We start from the raw sequence: 13,653 nt of genomic DNA, 5'->3' as shown, positions 1-13,653 counted from the left end.
CCACGAATTTCCGGGAGCGGCCGCGCGCGGCCGCGCCATCGACAGACTTGAGGCAGAGGTGCAAGGCCATGGCCCATGAAGCCACCCACGATCACCACGACCACCACCACGCACCGCAGGGTTTCTTCCAGCGCTGGGTGATGTCCACCAACCACAAGGACATCGGCACGCTGTACCTGATCTTCTCGCTGACGATGTTCTTCATCGGCGGCAGCTTCGCGATGGTGATACGCGCCGAGCTGTTCAAGCCCGGCCTGCAGCTGGTGCAGCCGTACTTCTTCAACGAGATGACCACCCTGCATGCGCTGGTGATGATCTTCGGCGCGATCATGCCGGCCTTCGTGGGCCTCGGTAACTGGATGATCCCGCTGATGATCGGCGCGCCGGACATGGCGCTGCCGCGCATGAACAACCTCTCGTTCTGGATCCTGCCGTTCGCCTTCGCGCTGATGCTGTCCACGCTGTTCCTGCCCGGCGGCGGCCCGGCCGGCGGCTGGACGATGTATCCGCCGCTGTCGCTGCAGACGGATTCGCTGGCCTACGTGGTGTTCGCGATCCACCTGATGGGCATCAGCTCGATCATGGGCGCGATCAACATCATCGCCACCATCCTCAACATGCGCGCGCCGGGCATGGATCTCCTGAAGATGCCGGTGTTCGTGTGGAGCTGGCTGATCACGGCGTTCCTGCTGATCGCGGTGATGCCGGTGCTGGCCGGCGCGGTGACCATGCTGCTCACCGACAAGTATTTCGGCACCAGCTTCTTCAACCCGCACGGCGGCGGCGACCCGGTGCTGTACCAGCATGTGTTCTGGTTCTTCGGCCACCCCGAGGTGTACATCATGATCCTGCCGGCGTTCGGGATCATCTCGGAGATCGTGCCGACCTTCGCGCGCAAGCCGATCTTCGGCTACCGCGCGATGGTGTACGCGATCGCCAGCATCGCGTTCCTGTCGTTCATCGTGTGGGCGCACCACATGTTCGCGGTGGGCCTGCCGCTGGGCGCGGACATCTTCTTCATGTACGCGACGATGCTGATCGCGGTGCCGACCGGCGTGAAGGTGTTCAACTGGGTGGCCACGATGTGGGGCGGCTCGATGACCTTCGAGACGCCGATGCTGTTCGCGATCGCCTTCATCATCCTGTTCACCATCGGCGGCTTCTCCGGCCTGATGCTGGCGCTGGTGCCGGCCGACTTCCAGTACCACGACACCTACTTCGTGGTGGCGCATTTCCACTACGTGCTGGTGACCGGCGCGGCGTTCGCGATCATGGCGGCCACGTACTACTGGCTGCCGAAGTGGACCGGCCACATGTACAGCGAGTTCTGGGGCAAGGTGCACTTCTGGTGCAGCGTGGTCTTCGTGAACGTGCTGTTCTTCCCTCAGCACTTCCTGGGCCTGGCCGGCATGCCGCGCCGCATCCCGGACTACAACGTGGCGTTCGCCAACTTCAACATGATCAGCTCGATCGGCGGCTTCCTGTTCGGCGCCTCGCAGCTGATCTTCCTGGGCGTGATCGTGCACTGCGCGTTCTTCTCGAAGAAGAAGGCCGCCGACCGCGTGTGGGAAAGCGCCAAGGGCCTGGAGTGGACGGTGCCCTCGCCGGCGCCGCACCACACCTTCGAAGTGCCGCCGGTGGTGCACGACGAAGAGCTCGCGCACGGCCACGTGAACGATTGACGGGTACGACATGGCCAGCCAGATCGATGATGAGCAGTTCGAGCGCAAGCGCCGCCACGGCGTGCGGCGCACCGTGGCCGTGCTGGCCATCGTGGTCGGCGCGTTCTACCTGCTGTCGTTCGCGCAGATCCTGTTGATGAAGTAGCCGCGGCGGTTCGCCGCCGCATTCGGTAGAAGTGGTCGCGGCACCCGCCGCCCACGGGGAAACTCCACGGAGTCTCAGCATGTCCCAGCAGCACGGCACCTACTACGTTCCGAGCAAGAGCCAGTGGCCCATCGTGGCCGCGGTGGTGATGTTCCTCACCGTGCTCGGCGCGGCGCACTGGCTCAGCGCGGAGCCCGGCGACACCGGTTTCGGCAAGACGGTGATCGCGATCGGCGCGGTTGGCGTCGTCTGCATGTTCTTCGGCTGGTTCCACTCGGTGATCAAGGAATCGCTGTCGGGCCTGTACAACCCGCAGGTGGACACCTCGTTCCGCATGGGCATGATGTGGTTCATCTTCTCCGAGGTGATGTTCTTCGGCGCGTTCTTCGGCGCGCTGTTCTACATCCGCAACTTCTCGGTGCCGTGGCTGGGCGGCGAGGGCCATGGCGTGCTCACCCACCAGTTCCTCTACGGCGCCTACAACGCCTCGTGGGGCGCGGACGGCGGCAACGGCCCGATGCACGTCGGTGGCGCCTTCAGCACCGTGGCGCCGTGGGGCCTGCCGCTGCTGAACACGCTGATCCTGCTCACCTCCAGCGTCACCGTGACCATCGCGCACCATGCGCTGCGCGCGGGCCATCGCGGCAGGATCCTGGTGTTCCTCGGCCTCACCGTGCTGCTGGGCGCGCTGTTCCTGAACTTCCAGGCGCACGAGTACATCGAGGCGTACAAGGAGCTGAACCTCACCCTGCACAGCGGCGTGTACGGCTCCACCTTCTTCATGCTCACCGGCTTCCACGGCCTGCATGTGACCCTGGGCACCATCATGCTGGCGGTGATCTGGTTCCGCGTGCTGAAGGGCCACTTCAGCAAGGAGCATCACTTCGGCTTCGAGGCGGTGGCCTGGTACTGGCACTTCGTGGACGTGGTGTGGCTGGGCCTGTTCCTGTTCGTCTACATCCTGTAACTGCAACGCGGGGCGTGCGCTGATTCCTCGCGCACGTCCGATTCTTCGGCGGGCCCGGTACGGTTCCCATGGCAGGGGGTGTTCGATGAAACGGATGGCATGGCGCCCGATCTGGCTGGGCGCCTGCATGCTGCTTGCGTGCGTGGGCCCGGCTCAGGCGGCCGAGAAGTGCAAGCTGGCCAAGTACGGCACCTTGCCGGTGGAGATGGTCGGCGAGCGGGCCACCACGCGGATCAAGGCCAACGGCGTGGACACGCGCTTCATGCTCGACACGGGCGCGGAGTTCAACTTCATGTCGCGCGCCAATGCGGATGCGCTGGGGCTCAGGCTCCGTCCCGCGCCGTTCGGTTTCTACATGGGCGGAATCGGCGGCAGCGCGAGTGTCTCGCTGGCGAAGATCAAGGATTTTGGCGTACTCGGCACGGATCTCCACGACGTCGAATTCCTGGTCGGCGGATCCGATATGGGCGAGGGCCTGCTGGGCGCCAACCTGCTCGACGTCGTGGATCTCGAGATCGACCTGGCGCAGGGCAAGGTGACCCTGTTCAAGCCGGATGGCTGCGACAAGGCGGCGCTGGCCTATTGGGCCGCCGGCCGCAACTACAACGTCGCCGATTTGCATCCCTCGTACGGCCAGTACGACAGGCGCAGCTTCGTCGACGTGACGATCAACGGCAAGACGCTGCATGCCTTGCTGGATTCCGGCGCCACGGCCACCTTGCTTGGCCGGCGGGCCGCCGAGCGCGTGGGCATCGATCTGAAGGGGCCGGGCGTGAAGGCCAGCGGCGCCACCCGCGGCATCGGCGCCAAGGCCTATCGAACCTGGATCGTGCCGATCGACGCGTTCTCGATCGGTACCGAAACCATCAGGCACAGCGAGATGCTGGTGATGGACGGCAACATCGGCGACGGTTCGACCGACATGCTGCTGGGCGTCGATTTCATGCTGGCCCATCACATGTACGTGGCCAACAGCCAGCGAAAGCTCTATTTCACCTACAACGGCGGCCGCGTGTTTTCGCTGGACACCACGTCGGTCGGAGCCAACGAGCCGGCCCCGGCGGCGTCGAGCGACGCAGGCGACGAACCCGGGACGGCGGCCGACTACGCGCTGCGCGGCCAGGCGCGCCTCGCGCGCGGCGAACTGGCGAACGCGCATTCCGACCTGGATGCGGCCATCCGCATGGATCCGGGCAATGCGGGCGACTACCTGATACGCGCCCGCATCCTGCTGGCCGACAAACAGCCCGACGCCGCGCTGGACGATCTGGACAAGGCCCTGGGCCTCGATCCGAAGAATGTCGATGCCCTGCTGCTGCGCGCCCGCCTGCGTTACGTGAAGAAGGACGAAGCCGGCGTCGCGGCGGACGTCGCGGCGGCGCGCCAGCTCGCACCGGCCGGCTCGATGCAGTCCTATGCCGTCGCGTCGCTGTACGTCGCCATCGGCCAGCCGGCCGATGCCGTGCCCTTGCTGGACGACTGGATCCGCACGCACGGCGCCGATGCCGCGCTAGGCAGCGCACTGAACGAGCGTTGCTGGGCGCGTGCGCTGGCCAACCAGTCGCTGGACGACGCGCTGCGCGACTGCCGCAAGGCGATCAAGCGCGATGGCGAGCGCCCGGCCTATCTGGACAGTATGGGCATGGTGTATCTGCGGATGGGCAAGGACGCCGAGGCGATCAAGGCCTATCAACAGGCGCTTGCGCGGTCGCCCCGCGTGGCGTGGTCGCATTACGGTCTGGGATTGGCCGAATTGCGCAGTGGCCAGGCCGCTGCAGGCAACGCCGAGCTGGCGACGGCGCGTGCACTGGACAAGCGGATCGACGCGCGCGCCGCCAGGCTGGGCCTGGTCGCGCCGGGCGAGTCCCCCGGCGGCGGTGCGCCGATTTCCAGATAGCGCCGCTTCGGCATCGGTTGCGCGTGGTACGGGCATTGCCGATCCTTCTCGCGAACCAGCGAGCCGGTTGCTGTCGCGACCGCTACAATCAGCCGTGGCCGCCCACGTCGTGCGGCTGCAGCCAGCCCATCCAGATGCCGAACACGACCATGCCGATCAGCAGCAGCGACAGCGCGATGCGGCGGGTCAGCGCCCAGGCCATGCGCTTGTCGTTGTCCTTGTCGGTCATCATGTAGTACAGCGCCTGGCCGAGGCTGAAAATCACCACCAGCAACACCACCACCACCGCGTATTTGTAGATGGGGCCCACGTGATCGATCCGGTTGATTCTGTTGCAGCGAGTATAGCGACCGGGGTGCGTGCATCGTGCTAGGCGGGTTCCGCCGACCGCCGTGGTGGGCGATCCTGCTGACGGCCTGCGCGGCCGTGCTTTTCGTGCGCCTGGGCTTCTGGCAACTGCATCGCGCGGCATTCAAGGACGACTTGCTGCGACGCTATGCCGCGGCCGCCGTCGCGCCGCCGCGGGACTTCGCCGCGGTGGCGCTGCAACCGCCGCCGGACGCCTATCCGCGCGTGCAGGTGCAGGGCCGCTACGTGGCCGACCACATCTACCTGCTGGACAACCCAAAGCACGACGACCGCGGCGGCGTGGAGGTCTACGTGCCGTTCCGCCCGCAAGGCGGGGATCGCCTGCTGCTGGCGGATCTCGGCTTCCTGCCCGGCAACGGCACCGACCAGACGCCGCAGCTGCCGCCGTTGCCGGATGGCGTGCAGAGCCTGCGCGGCCTCTACGTGCCGCCGCCGGGGCGCGGCTTCGAGATGGGCGGCAACGCGCTGGCGCGACAGGCGGCGTGGCCGAAGAAGACGATCTACCTCGACCTGGATCAGGTCGCGGCCGACCTCGGCGGCAAGCTGTATCCGCGCGTGCTGGCGCTGGATGCCGACCCGTCCTCGATCTACGTGCGCGAGCACGTGCTGGACTTCGGCGACATGCCGCCGGCGCGGCACCGCGCCTACGCGTTCCAGTGGTTCTCCTTCGCCATCGCCGTGGTGGTGATCCTGCTGGTGCTGAACCGCAAGCGCGGTTCGCGCCCTTCCTGACTTTGGACTTCCGATGAATGCCGCCGATCCCGCCGCGTTGCGCAAGAGCCGCCTGAAACTGCTGCTGGTCGCCGCGGTGTTTGCCGCGCCGTTCGTGGCGGCGCTGGCGCTCACGCTGGCCGGCTGGCAACCCGGCGCGAAGGGCAACGGCCTGCCGATCGTGCCGCAGCGCAATTTCGCGCAGGAGCAGTTGCCGGTGCGCATGGCCGGCGGCGGCACATGGGCGTGGCGCGACAGCGAGCCGCGGCTCACCCTCGTCGCGCTGCCCGGGCCGGATTGCGCCGCGCGCTGCTACGCCGCGCTGACCGCGATGGCCAAGGCGCGCGTGATGCTCAACGGGAGTCAGTCGCGGCTGCGCCTGCTGTACGTGGGCACGCCGCCCGCCGATGCGCAGCAGCGCACCGGCATGGCGAACTACTGGCAGCTCGGCGAGGACGCGGACGGCAAGCTGGCGCCATGGCGCCCGCAGCAGCCGGACAGCGTCGCCGCGCTGCTGGTGGAATCCAACGGCACGGCGCTGGCGAGCTATCCTGCCGGTTTCGACGCCTCCGGGCTGCTCCAGGATCTGAAGAAGGTCATCAAGTGATGTCGTTGCAAGTGCGGAAGATCCTGCGCTGGCTGGCGCTGCTCGCCACCGTGTTCGCGTTCGGGCTGGTGATGTTCGGCGCCTTCGTGCGCCTCTCCAACGCCGGCCTGTCCTGCCCGGACTGGCCCACCTGCTACGGCGAGGCGACCTGGCCGCAGCACGCGCAGGCGGTGGCGCAGGCCGATGCGGCGTTCCCGAACCGGCCCTACGAGGCGCACAAGGCGTGGCGCGAGCAGGTGCACCGCATGCTGGCCGGCACGCTGGGCGTGCTGGTGCTCGCGCTGGCTTTCGCGGCGGCGTGGCGGCGGCGTTGGGTGCTGCTGGCGCTGGGCGCCAGTGCGGTGCTCGCGGCGGTGGGCGTGGCGATGTACATGCGCGGCGAACACCACTGGTCGTCGCTGCTGGCGGTATGCGCGATCGCGCTGCCGCTTGCTGCGGCGCTGGCGTTGCAGCGTCCCGCGGCGTGGCGGGTCTGCCTGGTCGCGCTGGCCGTCATCATCTTCCAAGCGATGCTGGGCATGTGGACGGTGACCCTGCTGCTGAAGCCCATCGTGGTGACCGGGCACCTGCTGGGCGGCATGACCACGTTCGCGCTGCTGGGCTACGCGGCGGTGCGCTTCGCCGGCGTGGGCGCGGCGGACGACGCGCTGGCGGGGCTGCGCCGGCTGGTGATCCTCGGCATCGTGCTGCTGGCCTGCCAGATCGCGCTGGGCGGCTGGACGTCGTCCAACTACGCGGCGCTGGCCTGCGGCTTCGGCGACTCGGCCTTCCCGCAATGCCTCGGCCAGTGGTGGCCGCCGGGCGACTACCACCAGGGCTTCATCCTGTGGCGCGGCATCGGCGTGAATTTCGAGGGCGGCATCCTCGACCAGCAAGCGCGCACCGCGATCCAGATGGTGCACCGGGTCGGCGCGCTGGTGGTGTTCTGCTACCTCGGCTGGCTGTCGCACAAGCTGGCGCGGCGCGGCCTGCGCTGGTGCGGCATCGCGGTGGGCGTGGCGCTGGTCTGCCAGGTGCTGCTGGGCATCAGCAACGTGCACTTCGGCCTGCCGCTGCCGGTGGCGACCGCGCACAACGGCATGGCGGCGCTGCTGCTGTTCACCCTGGTGGCGACGCTGGCGCGCACGCAGCGCCGGCCTGACTTGTCCGGAGTGGCGGCATGAGCGTGCTCGGCGAATACCTGCAACTGACCAAGCCGCGCGTGGTCGCGCTGCTGGTGTTCTGCGCGGTGATCGGCATGTTCCTCGCGGTGCCCGGCATCCCGCCGTGGCGCGCGCTGGTGTGGGGCACGCTGGGCATCTGGCTGGCCTCCGGCTCGGCGGCAGCGTTCAACCATCTGATCGACCAGCGCATCGACAAGCTGATGGCGCGCACCGCGCGGCGGCCGCTGGCTACCGGCCACCTCAAGCCGTGGCAGGTGCTGGTGTTCGCCATCGTCATGGGCATCGTCTCGATGCTGGTGCTGGCGCTGCTGGTGAACGGCCTCACCGCGTGGCTCACCTTCGGCGGGCTGATCGGCTACGCGCTGGTCTACACCGCCTACCTCAAGCGCGCCACGCCGCAGAACATCGTGATCGGCGGCCTCGCCGGCGCGATCCCGCCGGTGCTGGGCTGGACGGCGGTGACCGGCGAGCTGCATCCGTTCGCGCTGCAGCTCTGCCTGATCATCTTCGTGTGGACGCCGCCGCACTTCTGGGCGCTGGCGATCTTTCGCCGCGAGGACTACGCGCGCGCCGGCGTGCCGATGCTGCCGGTGACCCACGGCGTGGCCTACACGCGCTGGCAGGTGTTGTTCTACACCGTGCTGCTGGTGCTGGTGACCCTGCTGCCGGCGATCACCGGCTACGGCGGCTGGCTCTACCTGGGCGGCGCGGTGGTGCTGGGCGCGGGCTTCCTGTACTACGCGATCCGCCTCATGAACCCGCCGGACGAGTTCTTCGCCATGCGCGTGTTCAAGTATTCGATCATCTACCTGATGGCGCTGTTCGCCTTCCTGCTGGCCGACCACTGGCTGGCCGAGCCGCTGCGCCAGGGGCTGGCGTTCCGGCGGCTGGCGTAGCCGGGGCTTCAGATCGCCATTGCCGTGCCGATAGTTGAAGGGCCGGCGGACGGAAGGTGACCGGGTTCCGCCGCCCGGCTGGGCCGGTTGGTGGACAAAGAGTGACGGCCATCACGGTTTGAAGAGCGGGGCGCCCGCTCGCCGTCAAGTTCCCAAAAAAGGCGCCGACAGCCTCCTCGTGGTGCGCAAACCCCTGCGTGCCGGGCGAGGTGGTCATGGTCAGTCGGAATCGCTGGATCTTCGGTTTGCTCATCGCGCTGGCGGCACAGGGCGCGTGGGCGGAAGGTGGACGGATCAATTTCACCGGTGCCGTACTGGAATCCACCTGCACCATCGACACCGCGCAATTGGTCAACGCGGCCGTTGCCCCGGCACCTGCCCATCGCACCTGCGGCCAGGGCGCAGCCGACGCGGGCAGCAGCTATTTGCGCACCGTGACTGCTCTCGATGCGGCTGCGGTCGCGAACGATCGCCTGCTCGGCTACTACGCCAGCTATGCCCCGGCGGGCGCCGATGGCCGGCCGGCGAAGAACCTGATCGTGCGCACCTACGATTGAGGCGGGTTCCGAGCGTCGCCCGCGGATGCACGCCGCAACCGACCGGCGATGCGCCCGGGTGGCAGCTTGAGCGACTACTGATAGGTCAGCGTGTAGGTGGCCGTGGCGGTCACTGTGCCCGCGGTCGCGCCCGAACCAGTCTGGTAATAGCGAGCGTAGAACGGCAGGTTCATGATGCCGCTGGTCGTCGTACCTTCGGAGATGGCCGAGCCGAAGGTGATGGGGCTGCCTTGGCCGTTGAGAAGCTGTACGCCCACATTGTTCGCGTAGCCATTGCCAACGGTAGGCGCGATCACGCTGGTGGTGCCCGTCTGCTGATTTGCAGTGGCCAGGGTAATGGAGAGGCTGGCGCCGGCTTGGCAGTTCAATTGCACCATGAACGGTGTCTGCCCGGTGGTGGTGCCTTTGCCGGTGAATGCCGAAGCCAGAACCGAGGGCAGCGTCACAACGGTGGGATCGACCGCGATCGTGCAGGCCGGCGCGGCAAAGCGGACGGCAGAGGTATTGAAGATTTCGACGGGATGGGTGCCCTTGGATTGCGTGCAATAAAAGCCATACCAGTTGGAATAGTTCCCATTGCACATGTCGACATTCCACTGGGCGACCTTTCCGGTCAGGACGCTTCCGGGAGTGATGGTGCCAGTCACTACCAACTGCAATGCGGAAGCCACGCTGAAGGTGATCTGGCCGGCCGGCACGGATGCGTTGTATGGATAGGCGGACAACAGGTTCGACGTGTCGGGATGCAGGATCCGATACGAGAGTCCGGAAACGTTGGTCGGAAAAAGCGTTTCGTCGCTTCCGGCGGGGTTGCCCCACGTATTGGCTATGCCGTTGTTGGTAGTGCTGTCCTCGCAATAGAGCGTGGGCGGGTTTGCGGTGGCGATCTGCGGCGATGTCCAGAGGATGGTTCCGACAGGGAGGCTGTTCGGAAGCGTGATGGTGCTGGGCGGCGCGAAAGTGACGGTTCCCGGGTTATTGGTGTATTGGCATCCGGCATGCGCGCGGCCAGCCAGGGCCAGCAAAAGCAAGGCGAACAAGGCCAGCAGATGCTGCCCGCGTCGAAGGTTGCGGCGCATGGGTGCGGCGGTTTGATCGATCATGTCCCGTTCCCCCGCCGCGAAGGCGGAGCGGTAGCTTCGGCCACGCACGCGGCTTGGATTTGCTGATAGATGGGTGAAGCGTTCTTGGACTTGGGCAGCGTGTAGGCAAACGTGCACGCGTGCGCGGCGCCCTGCTCATCGTCCCACTGTACGCTGAGCCTGCCGTCGGCGGCGACGCCGCGCAACAGGGCCATGCCGCCCTGGCCCACCACGCCCAGCGGCTGATCCTTGGCGTCGAACACCTGCGCGCCGAACGGCACGGGCTGGCCATCGGCCAGATGGATGTGCGCGATCGCGGCATGGCCGAACTTGCTCTTGAAGTTCACCATCACCACCGCGCCCGCGTAGGGCGCCACGTCGGCGCTGGTGGCGTCCAGTTGCACGCCCAGCGGCAGGCCCTGCGGGTCGACCTGGACGGTGTCGAGCTGGTACGGGGTGAGGTACGGCACCAGCGCGTAGCCGTTGCGATCCACGCTGAGTCCCGGTGCGTTGAGGATGTGCGCGCCGGCGGCGCCGGGCATGTGCACGATGGCGATGGTGTCGCCGGTCGGCTGGCCGAAGGTGATGCCGCCCGCATGGGCGACCACCGCGCCGCTGGCGCCGACGGAGGCCTGCGAGTAGCCGCTGCCGCTGCCGACGCTGGCGTTGAACGTGGCATAGGGGCTGTTGTAGCCGGCGTTCACGCTGTAGGCATTGCCGGTGTCGTTGCCGCCGTGCGAAGCGGTGGCGCCATAGGTGAACTGGTTCCACTGGCCCAGCGTGCCGTTGAGGGTGGCTTGTTGCTGGCTGCCGCTCTCGCTGTCGTGGTTGAGGTTGAACGAGAGGCTCGGGGCATGCGGCGTGGCCCCCAGCGGCAGGCTGGCGTTGAAGGACACCTGATTGTCGTAGCCGCCCAGCGCCAGGCGCCCGCGGCTGACCGAGACGTTGTAGGCCAGGCGTCCCAGGTGGTTGTTGTAGCCCACCTGGAACTGCGTGTCGTTGCCCGACTGGTTCCAGTAGTCGTTGACCGAGGCGTTGGCGTACAGCGAGCCGCCGTTGCGCCCCAGTTGCTGGTTGAGCGACAAGGTGAAGCGGTTGCGCTGCTGCAGCAGCCCGCGTGCGGTGTAGAGGCCGTTGCCGTTGTAGGCGGTGCCGTTCAGCGCCGCGAGCTGGGCCGGCGTGAGCAGGCTCTGCACGGGCAGGCCGTCGATCGTCTGCACGCTGGACGGCTGGTATTGCAGCGCGTTCATGCCGCGGCGGGCGTAGTCGCGCGCGGTTTCGGCATCGCTCAGGCTCAGGAAGCCGTTGGTGGAATAGCGGTCGGCGGCCACGCTCAGCGAAGTATGGGTCTCCGGGATGATCTTGCTGTAGCTGATGCGGAAGCTCTGCCCGTTGTAGTTGCCGTAGCCCGGGATGCTGGCGTGGGCATGGGTGATGTCCAGCGCCAGCGCGCCGAAGCGCGTGTTGAGCGCGCCGCCGACCAGCGCGGCGGCGTAGCCTTCCGAACCCTGCACGCCGGCGTAGCCGGTGATGCGGTTGCTGAAGCCGTGCTGCATCGTGGCCTGGATCACGTTGGGGCGATCCTGCAGGGTGGTGTCGCGCAGTTGGCCGGCGGCGACGTCGAAACGGGTGACGCCGGGGCGCAACGACTGCGCCACTGAGGCATAGGGCACGGTGAAGCTGTGCTGGCGGCCGTCGGCTTCCGTCACGTTCACGACCAGGTCGCCGCCGTAGCCGGTGGGGTAGAGGTCGTTGATCACGAACGGGCCGGGCGCGACCGTGGTCTGGTAGATCTGCACGCCGTTCTGGGTCACCGTGACCTTGGCGTTGGTGTAGGCCACGCCGTGCACCACCGGCGCATAGCCGCGCAGGGACTGCGGCAGCATGCGGTCGTCGGTGCCCAGCTGCACGCCGCGCAGGCCGTAGCTGTCGAACACGGCGCCGTCGGTGTAGCTGTCGCCCAGGCTCAGCACGGCGCCCAGCCCGGGCAGCGCGCGCTGCACGTAGGCGTCGATGTTGTGCCAGTGGCGCTGGCTGCGCTGGCCGGTGCCGGACTGCAGCGTGGCGGTGCTGTCCTGCCGGAACTGCCACAGGCCGAGGTTGAAGCCCGAGCGCAGGCCGAGGTAGGTGCTGTCCAGGTTCCGGCCGCCGCTGGTGGTGCGGTAGCTGTCGAAGTTGTAGTTGAGCAGGAACGCCGGCACGCCCGCGTCCCATGAGGCCGGATTGACCCAGCCGCGCGGCCGCTGGTTCATGTAGGCCTGCGGCACGCTGGCGTCCATGCGCAGGTCGGACATGTCGAAGGACAGCGTGGCGCCGGGAATCAGGTCGCCCAGGCTCACGCAGGCGGGCGACGACAGCTTCGCGGCGGCCGCGGCCGCTGCGTCGGTCTTGGCGGGCGCCAGGCCCATGCGGTCGAGCAGTTCGGTGCTGAGGCAGGGCACGGCGTTGGCGTCGGCGGACGGCGCGGCGAAGCGCACGTCCATGCGGCCCACCCAGTTCCTGTTGAGGTAGACGTCGAGGTTGTAGACGCCGGGCAGCACGGGGTTGCCGTGCTCGAAGCGCGAGAGGTCGGCCGTGCCGCGACCGGCGCCGGCCAGCATGCTGCGGTCGAAATTGGCGAAGCCGCCCTCGGCGGCGCTGGCGTCGGCCGGCGCATCCGCGGCGGCGGCCCATGCCGGGCGCGGGCAAGCCATGGCGACGCCCAGCGCCAGGCCGCACGCCACCGCGAGCGCCGCACGGCGCCCGGTCGGGTGGCGAAGCATGGCGCGCCGCGAGGTCATGGCGTCACGGTGCCCTTGTGCGCGTCAGCCGCGCCGTAGTCGTCGATGGTGGTGAAGGCGACGGGCGTGCCGGCGGCCGGCGCATGCGCCAGACCCTTGAGCGGCAGGCGCAGGTCGCCGAACGGCGCCAGCATGCCGCTGGCGCCGTCGATCGCCTTGCCGTCGGCGCCGAACGAAAGCTTGCTGATCGTGACGTAGTACGGCGTGGGGTTGTGCACCTCCAGCGCCGCGCCCGATTCGGTGGCGGCCTTGAAGACCAGCCGGTCGGGTGCCTTCATCGCGTCGCCCGGCAGGCTGGCCGGGCGGTAGAACAACTTCAGCCGCGAACGTATCGCGAACTGCAGGTAATTCTGGCCAGCGTTCTGCGTACTGCTGGGCTTGGGCGGCACTTCCAGCACGTTCAGCCAGAACAGCGACTCGCGGTCGGCCGGCAGCGGCTGGGAGCCCTGGGTGTAGATGATCCGCAGGCTCTGATCCTTGTGCGAATCCATGCGGAACAGCGGCGGCGTGATCAGGAAGGGCGAATTGGCGGTTGCCGGCGTCGAATTCAGGTCGCCCGCGTCGATCCACGCTTCGACCAGCGCCGGGTGGTCGCTGTCGTTGGTCAGGCGCACGGTGATCTCGCCCTGCTGGGCGGGAAGCACCACGCGGGTGCCGGCGACGACGACGCTGGCGTGTGCCGGGGCGAGCGCGATGGCGAGCGCGACCAACGCTGCGCTCAGGGTGCAGTGGAGTTTATTCATCGGGAGTGTCCCTGCCGGGCCGCACGCCGGAGGCGATGCGAAGGCGTGCCGCAG

Annotated in this window: 13 protein-coding genes; 9 read left to right on the top strand and 4 right to left on the bottom strand. The window is 67.9% G+C overall.

Annotated elements, in window-relative coordinates:
- Positions 1-68: 68 nt before the first annotated feature.
- From ctaD to ACZ5Z2_RS16265, 4 genes are all read left to right on the top strand, one after another.
- Positions 69-1,682, top strand: a complete 1,614-nt coding sequence (ctaD, locus tag ACZ5Z2_RS16280; protein WP_464759608.1) for a cytochrome c oxidase subunit I — start codon at positions 69-71, stop codon at positions 1,680-1,682.
- 10 nt (positions 1,683-1,692) lie between these two features.
- Positions 1,693-1,827: a hypothetical protein gene (locus ACZ5Z2_RS16275; protein WP_464759607.1), complete on the top strand. Its 135-nt coding sequence runs from the start codon at positions 1,693-1,695 to the stop codon at positions 1,825-1,827.
- Between the two features lie 79 nt (positions 1,828-1,906).
- Entirely contained in the window at positions 1,907-2,794 is an 888-nt protein-coding gene (locus ACZ5Z2_RS16270) for a cytochrome c oxidase subunit 3 (RefSeq protein WP_464759606.1), read from the top strand.
- Positions 2,795-2,879: 85 nt separating this feature from the next.
- Complete coding sequence (locus tag ACZ5Z2_RS16265) at positions 2,880-4,691, top strand: aspartyl protease family protein (protein ID WP_464759605.1); 1,812 nt, start codon at positions 2,880-2,882, stop codon at positions 4,689-4,691.
- Positions 4,692-4,779: 88 nt separating this feature from the next.
- On the opposite strand, the gene ACZ5Z2_RS16260 is transcribed toward ACZ5Z2_RS16265, so the two are convergent.
- The gene (locus tag ACZ5Z2_RS16260; protein ID WP_464759604.1) at positions 4,780-5,001 is read right to left on the bottom strand and encodes a twin transmembrane helix small protein; all 222 of its coding nucleotides are present in this window, start codon (positions 4,999-5,001) and stop codon (positions 4,780-4,782) included.
- 56 nt (positions 5,002-5,057) lie between these two features.
- Here ACZ5Z2_RS16260 and ACZ5Z2_RS16255 point away from each other — a divergent pair, with 56 nt between their 5' ends.
- From ACZ5Z2_RS16255 to ACZ5Z2_RS16235, 5 genes are all read left to right on the top strand, one after another.
- The gene (locus ACZ5Z2_RS16255; RefSeq protein WP_464759603.1) at positions 5,058-5,792 is read left to right on the top strand and encodes an SURF1 family protein; all 735 of its coding nucleotides are present in this window, start codon (positions 5,058-5,060) and stop codon (positions 5,790-5,792) included.
- 13 nt (positions 5,793-5,805) lie between these two features.
- Positions 5,806-6,378, top strand: a complete 573-nt coding sequence (locus ACZ5Z2_RS16250) for a hypothetical protein (RefSeq protein ID WP_464759602.1) — start codon at positions 5,806-5,808, stop codon at positions 6,376-6,378.
- Complete coding sequence (locus ACZ5Z2_RS16245) at positions 6,378-7,541, top strand: COX15/CtaA family protein (RefSeq protein ID WP_464759601.1); 1,164 nt, start codon at positions 6,378-6,380, stop codon at positions 7,539-7,541. Before ACZ5Z2_RS16250 ends, ACZ5Z2_RS16245 begins: the two co-directional genes overlap by 1 nt.
- Complete coding sequence (gene cyoE / locus ACZ5Z2_RS16240; RefSeq protein ID WP_464759600.1) at positions 7,538-8,437, top strand: heme o synthase; 900 nt, start codon at positions 7,538-7,540, stop codon at positions 8,435-8,437. Before ACZ5Z2_RS16245 ends, cyoE begins: the two co-directional genes overlap by 4 nt.
- Before the next feature lie 197 nt (positions 8,438-8,634).
- On the top strand, positions 8,635-8,994 hold the full coding sequence (locus ACZ5Z2_RS16235; protein WP_464759599.1) for a hypothetical protein: 360 nt from the start codon (positions 8,635-8,637) through the stop codon (positions 8,992-8,994).
- 74 nt (positions 8,995-9,068) lie between these two features.
- Here the strand turns inward: ACZ5Z2_RS16235 and ACZ5Z2_RS16230 are convergent, their stop codons facing one another.
- The 3 genes from ACZ5Z2_RS16230 to ACZ5Z2_RS16220 are packed head-to-tail and all read right to left on the bottom strand — an operon-like array spanning position 9,069 to position 13,599.
- Positions 9,069-10,097 carry a fimbrial protein gene (locus tag ACZ5Z2_RS16230; RefSeq protein ID WP_464759598.1) on the bottom strand — a complete coding sequence of 343 codons (1,029 nt, stop codon included), beginning with the start codon at positions 10,095-10,097 and terminating at the stop codon, positions 9,069-9,071.
- Positions 10,094-12,856 (bottom strand): fimbria/pilus outer membrane usher protein, encoded by a 2,763-nt coding sequence (locus tag ACZ5Z2_RS16225; RefSeq protein ID WP_464759597.1) that lies wholly within the window; start codon positions 12,854-12,856, stop codon positions 10,094-10,096. Before ACZ5Z2_RS16225 ends, ACZ5Z2_RS16230 begins: the two co-directional genes overlap by 4 nt.
- Positions 12,853-13,599, bottom strand: coding sequence for a fimbrial biogenesis chaperone (locus tag ACZ5Z2_RS16220; protein ID WP_464759596.1), 747 nt, complete (start codon positions 13,597-13,599; stop codon positions 12,853-12,855). The genes ACZ5Z2_RS16225 and ACZ5Z2_RS16220 overlap by 4 nt, the downstream gene beginning before the upstream one ends.
- Between the last annotated feature and the right edge of the window lie 54 nt (positions 13,600-13,653).

Source organism: Rhodanobacter sp. G1 (genome assembly GCF_055397855.1).
This window is presented reverse-complemented; position numbering and strand designations above follow the sequence as displayed.